The sequence below is a fragment of the Liquorilactobacillus vini DSM 20605 genome (genome assembly GCF_000255495.1).
Taxonomy (GTDB): domain Bacteria; phylum Bacillota; class Bacilli; order Lactobacillales; family Lactobacillaceae; genus Liquorilactobacillus; species Liquorilactobacillus vini.
Genome location: NZ_AHYZ01000019.1, coordinates 1 through 9,759 on the forward strand (window position 1 = coordinate 1; position 9,759 = coordinate 9,759).

11 protein-coding genes and 1 pseudogene are annotated in these 9,759 nt (G+C 40.9%); 5 read left to right on the plus strand and 7 right to left on the minus strand.

Features of this window, described 5'->3' with window-relative positions; all coding sequences use genetic code 11:
• From ON15_RS00725 to ON15_RS00735, 3 genes are all read right to left on the minus strand, one after another.
• Positions 1 to 876, minus strand: an 876-nt coding sequence (locus ON15_RS00725; protein WP_169313773.1) for an IS3 family transposase, incomplete at its 3' end; no start/stop codon positions are given.
• On the minus strand, positions 804 to 1,328 hold the full coding sequence (locus tag ON15_RS00730) for a helix-turn-helix domain-containing protein (RefSeq protein ID WP_010579553.1): 525 nt from the start codon (positions 1,326 to 1,328) through the stop codon (positions 804 to 806). The genes ON15_RS00730 and ON15_RS00725, both read right to left, overlap by 73 nt.
• A gap of 76 nt (positions 1,329 to 1,404) precedes the next feature.
• Positions 1,405 to 1,992, minus strand: a complete 588-nt coding sequence (locus ON15_RS00735; RefSeq protein ID WP_010579554.1) for a recombinase family protein — start codon at positions 1,990 to 1,992, stop codon at positions 1,405 to 1,407.
• Between the two features lie 373 nt (positions 1,993 to 2,365).
• Between ON15_RS00735 and ON15_RS00740 the strand changes: the two genes are divergently transcribed.
• Together ON15_RS00740 and ON15_RS00745 are read left to right on the plus strand one after the other, a co-directional pair.
• Positions 2,366 to 3,604 (plus strand): glutamate--cysteine ligase, encoded by a 1,239-nt coding sequence (locus ON15_RS00740; RefSeq protein ID WP_010579555.1) that lies wholly within the window; start codon positions 2,366 to 2,368, stop codon positions 3,602 to 3,604.
• 328 nt (positions 3,605 to 3,932) lie between these two features.
• The gene (locus ON15_RS00745) at positions 3,933 to 5,006 is read left to right on the plus strand and encodes an IS30 family transposase (protein WP_141567369.1); all 1,074 of its coding nucleotides are present in this window, start codon (positions 3,933 to 3,935) and stop codon (positions 5,004 to 5,006) included.
• Positions 5,007 to 5,100: 94 nt separating this feature from the next.
• On the opposite strand, the gene ON15_RS00750 is transcribed toward ON15_RS00745, so the two are convergent.
• The 3 genes from ON15_RS00750 to ON15_RS00755 all read right to left on the minus strand — a co-directional run bounded on the left by ON15_RS00750 (position 5,101) and on the right by ON15_RS00755 (position 6,125).
• A complete protein-coding gene (locus ON15_RS00750; RefSeq protein ID WP_010579557.1) occupies positions 5,101 to 5,550 on the minus strand; it encodes a DUF305 domain-containing protein in 450 nt (149 codons plus the stop codon).
• Between the two features lie 180 nt (positions 5,551 to 5,730).
• Positions 5,731 to 5,907, minus strand: a complete 177-nt coding sequence (locus ON15_RS11670) for a hypothetical protein (RefSeq protein ID WP_020090529.1) — start codon at positions 5,905 to 5,907, stop codon at positions 5,731 to 5,733.
• A complete protein-coding gene (locus ON15_RS00755) occupies positions 5,907 to 6,125 on the minus strand; it encodes a DUF2188 domain-containing protein (RefSeq protein WP_010579558.1) in 219 nt (72 codons plus the stop codon). Before ON15_RS00755 ends, ON15_RS11670 begins: the two co-directional genes overlap by 1 nt.
• Before the next feature lie 246 nt (positions 6,126 to 6,371).
• On the opposite strand from ON15_RS00755, the pseudogene ON15_RS00760 reads away from it, so the two are divergent.
• The 3 genes and pseudogenes from ON15_RS00760 to ON15_RS00770 all read left to right on the plus strand — a co-directional run.
• Positions 6,372 to 6,695, plus strand: a pseudogene (locus tag ON15_RS00760) (IS30 family transposase); the annotation flags it as partial.
• Between the two features lie 224 nt (positions 6,696 to 6,919).
• Positions 6,920 to 8,542: a malolactic enzyme gene (locus ON15_RS00765; RefSeq protein ID WP_010579560.1), complete on the plus strand. Its 1,623-nt coding sequence runs from the start codon at positions 6,920 to 6,922 to the stop codon at positions 8,540 to 8,542.
• A gap of 34 nt (positions 8,543 to 8,576) precedes the next feature.
• Entirely contained in the window at positions 8,577 to 9,542 is a 966-nt protein-coding gene (locus tag ON15_RS00770; protein WP_010579561.1) for an AEC family transporter, read from the plus strand.
• A 120-nt stretch (positions 9,543 to 9,662) separates the two neighbouring features.
• Here ON15_RS00770 and ON15_RS12135 read toward each other — a convergent pair.
• On the minus strand, positions 9,663 to 9,759 hold a 97-nt coding region (locus tag ON15_RS12135; RefSeq protein WP_141567370.1), incomplete at its 5' end, for an IS3 family transposase.

The following is a 9,759-nucleotide window of genomic DNA, read 5'->3' on the forward strand; positions in this document are numbered from 1 at the left end:
TGATTGGATGCGGCGAGTGTTGTAATAAGTGATCCAATTTCTAACCGCCGTTATTAATTCTTCAGCGGAACGGTAATTTGATAAATCATCTAACTCAACCTTTAATTTGTCAAAAAAGCTTTCCATGCAGGCATTGTCTAAACAAGTGGCCCGTCGAGACATACTTGGTGTCAGTTTAGCTTTCCTAAGCTTCTTCTGCCAGGATTGATGGCGATATTGCCACCCCTGGTCAGTGTGTAAAAATTGTTTATAAGGCTGATTGGGAATTGAAGTAATCAATGAATTTAAAGGCTGTAAGGCAAATTTAAGGTTCGGACTACCCGCAGTAATGGCATAGGTCAAAATCTCGTTATTGTATAAGTCCATAATTGGCTCGAGATAGACTTTTTCTTGCGTCGCTGGAATTTTAAATTCAGTTACATCGGCAACCATTTTCTGATAAGGCCGATCGGTTTGAAAGCGTCGATGCAATTTATTCTTAACCCGCTTCCCCTCAGGCCCTTTCGAAGAATCATATTTACGCGTCTTTTTATGATAGCCTTCACCGTAAATGTTAAGCTGCTTCATTAACCGATCAACTCGCTTATGGTTGACCTTAAGATTAAACTCAGTTCTAATCACTTGCGTAATCCGGATAATGCCCATGTGATGGTCATTATTCCAAATATACATGATAATGTCCCGTAGCTGGGCATCGGGATCGGGTTGCTTAAATTTACTTTGCCAGTAGAAGAAAGTAGCGGGGACGATTGGAAGAACCCGTAACAGGTCCGCTAATTTGAATTGGGCCTCGAGTAGGCAGATTACTTGGGCGATTTCTTGGGGGGTTGCTTCATCGAGGCCAATAATTTTAACACTTCGTTTTTGATTCGTAATTCTAAGTTTTCAGCTTCTAATTGTTTCAATCGATTCTGTTCTGGCGTTGGCTTTTTGGCTTTTGATGATTTTTTAGCTGGTTTCTTTTGGTTATGAGTCATTTTGGGTTTCCGTCCTTTTGATATACACAATAACCCATTTGGCCCTTGATTGCGATAAATTTCTTTCCACTGATAAATTTGTGAGCTGCCGACATAGCCAAACTCAGCAGCCACTTGAGTATATGAGGCATGATGACTAATCGCCCAGCTGGCAACTTGAACTTTAAATTTTGGCGTTACTTGAGGCGGCTCAAACAAAACTTTCGCCCCATGCGTCCGATAAGCGGCCACCAGCATGTGAAAGACAGTTAGTGAGATCTGATATTTATTAGCAATGGTCTTCAGACTGCCTTGACCATCAAAGTAGTCAATCAGGGCACGCAATTTAACGGTCTTTGAAATCTTAGTCATAAAAAAATACCTCCAGAGTTAAAGTTTTTTACTTTAACTTTGGGGGTATACCTCATGTGCTAACCAAAAGGGGGCCCTATTTTCTTTTAATACCGTATTTCACACGGTATCGAATAAAGGTCGTCCGTTTAATACCTGTATTTCGGGACACATCAATGTCACTCATGCCAGCTCGATAAAGCTTAAAAGCATGTTGCAAGTGGGGATCGTCTTGGGTATATTGGGGTTTGCGCCCATGATATTTACCCTGCTGCTTAGCTAAGGCAATTCCTTGCTGCTGGCGCTCAATGATTCGCTTACGTTCACTTTCGGCCTGATACTTATAGAGTTCAATAATCAAGTTGGTCATCAGTTGACGTAAATTTGGGTCAGCAATCCCTGTCATGGACGGTAAATTCAACACATCTAGGGTGGCCCCCTTATTTTGAATAGAGTTCATGATCTTAGTCAAATCCTGGTTGTTTCTGCCTAAGCGATCTAATTCAGTGACCATTACAATATCACCCTCACGAATATAGGCCAGCATTTTTTGCAGTTCTGGCCGATTAGTGTTAGCCCCACTTAATTTATCCGTAAATAATTTATCAACGTCTTTTAAAGCCGCTAACTGTCGATCTAAATGTTGCTCCTTGGAACTCACACGCGCATAACCGATTTTAGCCATTTCCAATTCTCCTTTTGGGCAGTTCTAATGAACACTTGTAATTCCTAGTATAGCACAGAAATGAAAAAGGCCAATAGGGTATACCCTAGTGGCCGTTTTTGATCCATTATCAATGGCTTTTTAAATTAGGGCCTAGTACTTTTGGAATGGAAATACTTTCCAACACCAAAAATTCTAGACCCGATATTATTACCCTAAAAACGAGTACCCGGTAATACTGGGTACTCGTTTTTTTGATCCTTTGGATGATCAAGCAGGGACGCGCGGAAACTCATTTCGTAATGGTAAGTCAGCTAAATAATAGGTCATAATCAGTGAACCAAGGTCGGGACTATGCTACGATAAATTTAGATTGAATCAGCGAGGTGAGTGGATGGAGTGGCAACAATTATTAATGGAAAATGCGGCGTTGATCAATGCACAGGTTGTTCAGATTGGGCTGGAACGGGAAGGCCAGCGGGTAACGGTGACCGGTCATTTGGCGGATACGGCATTATCACCAACACTTATCAGCGAGTTGTCCGGCCTGCAACGGGACTTTGCGGAGACACAGTTGGAGTTAGTCACCCAACCGCAAGCAAGTGCGGTTGCTGCGTTGCACGCCTTAACGATGCTCACACAACAAGTCCGGCAAAGGCTTCTGCCTGAACTGATTTGGCCGCTAAGCATGCCGCCCACACTTCCACGAGAAGACCGGGATATTCCAATTGCTAAGTTGGATGCGGCCGCTGTCGCCTATCGACAAGGACTTGCTCACCGCTATGGCCGACGACGTCAAATGTTGTCAGGTGTTCACTGTAATGTAAGCTTAGCGGCTAGTCTGATGATGGGATTGTATCAGGCCCAGACAGATAGTCGTGATTTCACTACCTTTCAAAATCGCTGTTACCTGCACATTGCGCAGAATTATTTGCACTATCGCTGGCTACTGACGTATCTTTATGGCTGCTCACCACGCTGCTGGCCACAGTCTGGTCTTACGCCACCAGCCCAGCCCGTTCGAAGCTTACGCAACAGTTCTAGCGGGTATACCAATCGGCCGGGTGTTACGGTCTCGTACGCGTCGTTAAATGACTATTGTCAAACACTGCAAGCGGCCGTTGATAATGGAAAATTAAGTGCGACCAAGGAATTTTACGGTCAGGTTCGATTGCGTCATGCCGGTGGTCATTCACAACTATGTCAGGATGGGATTCAATACTTGGAATTACGTAACTTAGACCTGAACCCATGGGCCGGTGCGGGCGTTGATCTGTCCCAACTGACCTGCTTAACGTGGTTCGTTTTACTGATGCTCTGGTTACCAGTGCCAGCTAGTACGGATAATTGGATTCAGGCGGGTCAGCGCGCCAACGAACAAGTTGCCATCGAAACCCCCATGCAAGTGACTCGACAGCTAACTGAAGGCGAACAACTAGCTGACGCGCTACAAACTATGGCTACCAGTTTACATCAACCACACGCGTTGCAAGTCGCCCAACATATCTTAACTAGTCTGCACGACCCGGCCAACACACTCGCGGCCCGCTGGGAACAACAAACAAACGATTTGCTCGAACGTGCAACCCAACTTGCACTCCAGCTGGCTGCGACACCACATTTTAATGCTTGAATATACTGAAATCGGCGTACACACGTGTTGGCACGTTAGGACGCACATCGGCGGACGAACAACAAACCAACTAATAAGCACGTTTAAACCATGACTAACGTCAAATAACGCGTCGCATGTCAAGAATGATAATTTTTGAGACGATTATTTGCGCGGAAACTGAAATTGCGTTAAATTTGAGCTATACTATTACTACCACAAATATTAGAAAACCATTAGTTATCGAAGGGGCGCGCGTTTTATAATTAAGTTAGCCACGCAGCCAAAATGGTAAAAAAAAACACCAAGACGAAAAATTCAGGTATCATTGAAGTTCCTACAACAAACAATGAAAGAAGTTTTCGTCTTGATGCAAGAACAGTCTATCACACCACGCCCAAAAGGTCACCATTTATCGGAAATCGAACGCGGTCAAATCGCCGCTTGGCACGTTGAAGGATGCTCAGCACGGCAAATAGCGATTCGATTAGGCGTCTGCCACCAGACCGTCAATAATGAGCTCAAGCGTGGTCGAGTCACGCAAGTTAAACGCGTTAATAATCAGAAACACTACTTTGAAATTTACAGCCCTGAAGCCGCTCAGAATCGCTATGAAATAAAGCGGCAAAACTGTGGACGTCCATTAAAATTTAGCCAAGTGACGGCCTTCTTAGCCTACTTTGATGATAAGTTCTGCCATGAGGGCTGGTCTCCGGACGCTGCTGTTGGTTATGCCCGTAAGCACCGGTTATTTAAGCCGGCCAAAATGGTCTGTACGAAGACTTTGTACAACTATATCGATGCGCAACTATTGGAGATCCGTAACCTTGATCTGCTGGAAAAAACAAAACGCCGGACGACCCAGCACCACTCGCACCAACATCAGCGCCTACTCGGTCGTAGTATTGAAGAACGGCCAAAGCGAGTAGAAACGCGCCACGAGTTTGGTCATTTTGAGATCGATACTGTCATTGGCAAACGTGCTGGTAGCGAGAGTGTCCTATTAACGTTTACCGAACGTAAAACGCGCTATGAGATTGTCCGCTTGATCGAGGGTAAAGACGCTGAATCTGTGGCTTATGCCATGCAAAATATTACGGCTGAATTCGGTGACGTTATGCGGACAGTTACGGCGGATAACGGAACAGAGTTCACCACGCTAACGGCTGAGCTTGAGGGTGTTGCCGAGACTTATTATGCCCACCCTTATAGCTCGGCCGAACGCGCCACTAATGAGGTCCACAATCGTATACTCAGACGTTACTTTCCTAAGGGGCAATCACTCGATCTAGCTACACCCAGTCTGGCCCGTCAAGCTGAATCTCGGCTCAACCATCTCCCGCGCCGCTTACTTAAGTTCTGTACACCAGCTGAAGTATTTCGAAAGGAATTAGCACGTGCGCGCAAAGGCCGCGCCGCCTAATCCTGATCCACCTGGAACTCCCATGAGCCCTTTCGTCTGTGTGCTTTATCGGCACTGGCTAACTTACTATTGCAATTTTTTATCAGCTATTGATCTATTGATCGGCAACTTTTTTCAATAATCGTTTCATCTCCGTGATCTCTTCACGTTGCGTTTTAGCGATCTTCTGTGCGAGGGCTTTGACTTCCGGATCGCTGAGTTGCGCGCGTTCACTGGTTAGAATCGCGGTCGAGTGATGGGGGATCATTTCTTGCATCCAAGCTGCATCGTGCACGGTCGCTTGGCTACGAACTAGATAAAGCGAGCCAGCAAATATCACCGCACTACCAAGTAGGATCAGGCGGTTCAAACGTTTATTCTGGTACATTGACCACATGAATAACAGCATTACAATGGCCATGGTGGCGCCCATAATTAGCGCCATATACAGTCGCGTTTGGCTTAGAAAAATATGATCTAATTGGAACACATTAAGGTACATTAACCCATACATAATAACTGTAGAGACAAGAATCATCAGTAAAAATTTCGTGTATTGTTTCATGACGTCCTCCTCGCTTTCGCTGGCTTTATTTTGACTATAGGTAGATTACAAATTTAATCCGAATTATTTGCAATTTAAAACGTAGTCTCCAATATTGTATTTAGTATGCCTCATGGGAATTCACTCTGATTTATGTGGCCCCCTTCAAATTGGAATTTGTAATCTAACATAAACGGCTTATTAATCACGCCTAACCGGCTCTTCAGGTTGTTTTTCAGGGTATATTTTTTCTGGATTTATTTGGGGGTTTTCAGGTGGAGTCTTTACTGGAAATCTTTGTGGTAATTGCTTTTTAGGCTTTTCTATTGGTATATGAGGAGTAATTTTGTTTGGGTGTTTTTCCAAAAGTGATATCATTAGCTATGCCTCCTTAAATTCTTCTTGAATGGAGTGTCGTCTTTTAAATCAGAGCGATGTTGATACCATTTTTCCGCTTGTTCCGTAGCAATTGAAATGGCCCGCTTATCGTCATAATTTTTTTCTTTAAGCGCATTTGCGATCTCAATAGCTTTTTTTCGAACCACTTTTTTCAAATTTTTCATTGATGGTGGGTAATTTTGTTCATTCCAAGGCATTTCAATAACCTCCATTCATATGATTTTAGATATGGAAAAGAGTATATAGATTATTTGTTATATATTAAATAAGATTACAGCATGTTGGTAAGCGTTGTCAAAAAAGTTGCTTTAGTTTCAACCGATAGTCACTAGACTCATATTTTAACTAAGAAATAGTATCCATGTAATTTGCCCCAAAAAGGTTTCTAATTATAAATTTCGAACTAGACATTGAATTATGATGATATTTTACGCTCTCATTAAAAGTGGTTAGGAACTTTTAATGGCCCGGTGCATAGTTTTACGGTGGACCGTGGCACTGAGTTTAGCGGTCTAGTATCACTTGAAGCACAATATGGTATTAAGACCTATTACTGCCATGCTTATACGCCAGCTGAGCGCGGCAGTAATGAACGATTTAATCGGAACTTACGCTATTTTTATCCTAAGGGGACTTATTTTGATCACATTAGTGCTCAAGGCTTGAAAACCACCTTACTCGAAATTAATCAGAGACCACTTAAAATACTTGACTGGCAAACACCTTATCAGGTCATGCTGACCAATTTGTCAAAAAATTCGGATTAAATTTGCAATCTACCAAGTTAATATATTTGACTATATTTTTTATTATGGTATATGATACTCTTTAAAAGTTAGTTAAGAAAACAATATATAAAAAAATATGCTAAGTTAATATTTTCTATAAATTCAATATATGAAAATTATGTTTATATATATTGATATAACAAATCATACTTTTTATTATAATGTGATTATGGTTAGAAAATTAAATTAGGAGGAATCATTTTATGAAATATGAGGGTTTAGATCTATTAAACAATCACTTCTTAAATAAAGGTACTGCCTTTACTAAGGAAGAAAGAAAAGAAAATCACATCGAAGGTTTGTTGCCACCATTCGTGCAAACTTTGGATCAACAAGTCGAACAAGCTTATGAAAACTATTCTAATAAGGATACATTCTTGGCTAAGAGAATGTATTTGATGGATCTTTTCAATGAAAATGTTACTTTATTCTACAAGTTATTCAGTCAACATGTTAATGAATTTATGCCAGTTGTTTATGATCCAACAATCGCTGACACAATTGAAAACTACAGTCACCTCTTCTTAGATCCACAAAATGCCGCTTTCTTATCAATCGATGATCAAGATGATATTGAAGCATCATTGAAGAATGCATCTGCTGGTCGCGATATCAAGTTAATCGTTGTTACTGATGGTGAGGGTATCCTTGGTATTGGTGACTGGGGTGTTCAAGGTGTTGACATCTCTGTTGGTAAATTAATGGTTTACACAGTTGCTGCTGGTGTTGATCCTAAATCAGTTCTTCCTGTTGTCCTTGATGTAGGTACAAACAGAAAAGAATTATTAGCTGATGATCTATACATGGGTAATCATCACGAACGTGTTACTGGCGACAAGTACTACAACTTCGTTGACAAATTTGTTGAAACTGCTGAAAACTTATTCCCTGATATGTATCTTCACTTTGAAGACTTTGGCCGTAGCAATGCTGCTAACATCTTAAATAAGTACAAAGATAATATTCTTACCTTCAATGATGACATTCAAGGTACAGGTATTATTACTCTTGCTGGTATTCTTGGTGCTTTGAATATTTCCAAGGAAAAACTTACAGATCAAGTTTATCTATCATTTGGTGCTGGTACTGCCGGTGCTGGTATTACTAAGAGAATCTTCGATGCAATGGTTGAAGAAGGACTTTCTGAAGATGAAGCTAGAAAACATTTCTACCTAGTCGACAAACAAGGTCTTTTGTTCGATGATACTGAAGATTTAACACCAGAACAAAAGCCATTTACAAGAAAACGTAGTGAATTTACTAATGCTGATGAATTAACAAACTTAGAAGCTGTTGTTAAAGCTGTTCACCCTACTATTCTTGTTGGTACTTCAACACAACCTGGTACCTTTACAGAAGCTGTTATCAAGGAAATGGCCGCTCATACAGAACGTCCAATTATCTTCCCATTGTCAAATCCTACAAAGCTTGCTGAAGCTAAGGCTGAAGACCTTTTGAAATGGACTGATGGCAAGGCTCTTATTGCTACTGGTATTCCTGTTGAACCCGTTGAATACAATGGTGTTACATATCATATCGGTCAAGCAAATAACGCTTTAGTTTACCCAGGTCTTGGTCTTGGTTCTATGGCTGTTAATGCTAAGATTCTTTCAGATGGCATGATCAACAAAGCTGCTCACTCATTGGGTGGTATCGTTGATCCTACACAACCTGGTGCTGCTGTTCTTCCTCCAGTTTCACAACTAGACAAGTTCAGTATGACTGTTGCCAATGGTGTTGCTCAACAAGCTATTGACGAAAAATTAACAACTGCTACAGACGCTAAAAAAGCAGTTGCTGATCTTAAGTGGGAACCTAAATATTAATTAAAATTTTTGTTAAATAAAGGGGAATTTATTCATGGCTGCATTTATCACTTCACTTGAAAGTGTTGCTGAAATCGTTCTTGTCATTGCTTTGGGGTATTGGCTAAGAGGATCAGGACGTTTAGGCGACGAATTTAAAGGCAATATTTCATTTATCATTATGAAAATTGCTTTACCTGCTTCAATCTTCGTCTCTGTTCTTAAATATTTGAACAGAGATAAATTAGCAAGTTTGTCCGGCGGACTGATCTTTACCTTCGCCAGTTTCACGATTGGTTACATCATTGCATGGATCTTAACAAAGGTCTTCCGTATTAGAAAGGGCCGTCGTGGTACTTTCATTAACATATTCGTTAATGCTAATACCATCTTTATCGGTTTACCTCTAAACATGGCTTTATTTGGAACTAAGAGTTTACCTTACTTTCTTATCTACTATGTTATGAATACAATTTCAACTTGGGCTGTTGGTATCTTCTTCATCTCAAGTGATGATCCAACCGTTGAAAAGGGTGCTAAGAAAGACTTTAACTGGAAAAAATTACTTCCTGCTCCACTTGTTGGTTTCTTAGTATCACTTGTTTTCTTACTACTTGCTATCCCAGTTCCTGACTGGATCAACAAGACTTTGGACATGGTCGGTGGTATCGTTACACCAATGTCATTGATCTACATCGGTATTATCTTAGCCGATGCAGGTTTGAAATCAATCAGATTCGACCGTGATACAATCCTAGCTCTATTAGGTAGATTTGTGGTTGCTCCTGCAATCATGATTAGCATTATTCTTATTGGTGGTTCAATGATGGGTACTTCATTACCAACTATCGAATCAAACTCATTCATCATTCAATCAGCTACTCCTGGTTTAGCTGTCCTACCTATTCTAGTTGATCAATCACATGGTGATGTTGACTACGCTACTAACCTTGTTACAACATCAACTGTCTTGTTCGTAATTGTTGTGCCAATCTTAATGCAAGTAGCTAACTTGATTTAATTGATTTAAATACATTCACACATTCAAACAAATTCAGATCCTCCTCTAAAATATAAAAAAAGTCGTCAAACATTCTGCGGTTTAAAGTGCAACACAAAAGTTAGACAAAATTGAATATTTTTAAACTGCTAAGGCATGTTCCCTGTATTCGCAGGGAGTCATGACTTTTGTTTTCTGTGATATTCGTCGATTGTTAAACCAATCGACGTAATTCTTT

Coding starts and splice junctions, on each gene's coding strand:
- ON15_RS00750 (WP_010579557.1), bottom strand. CDS start 5,550: ATGAAACAATACACGAAATTTTTACTGATGATTCTTGTCTCTACAGTT.
- ON15_RS11670 (WP_020090529.1), bottom strand. CDS start 5,907: ATGATATCACTTTTGGAAAAACACCCAAACAAAATTACTCCTCATATA.
- ON15_RS00770 (WP_010579561.1), top strand. CDS start 8,577: ATGGCTGCATTTATCACTTCACTTGAAAGTGTTGCTGAAATCGTTCTT.
- ON15_RS00745 (WP_141567369.1), top strand. CDS start 3,933: ATGAAAGAAGTTTTCGTCTTGATGCAAGAACAGTCTATCACACCACGC.
- ON15_RS00740 (WP_010579555.1), top strand. CDS start 2,366: ATGGAGTGGCAACAATTATTAATGGAAAATGCGGCGTTGATCAATGCA.
- ON15_RS00735 (WP_010579554.1), bottom strand. CDS start 1,992: ATGGCTAAAATCGGTTATGCGCGTGTGAGTTCCAAGGAGCAACATTTA.
- ON15_RS00765 (WP_010579560.1), top strand. CDS start 6,920: ATGAAATATGAGGGTTTAGATCTATTAAACAATCACTTCTTAAATAAA.
- ON15_RS00730 (WP_010579553.1), bottom strand. CDS start 1,328: ATGACTAAGATTTCAAAGACCGTTAAATTGCGTGCCCTGATTGACTAC.
- ON15_RS00755 (WP_010579558.1), bottom strand. CDS start 6,125: ATGCCTTGGAATGAACAAAATTACCCACCATCAATGAAAAATTTGAAA.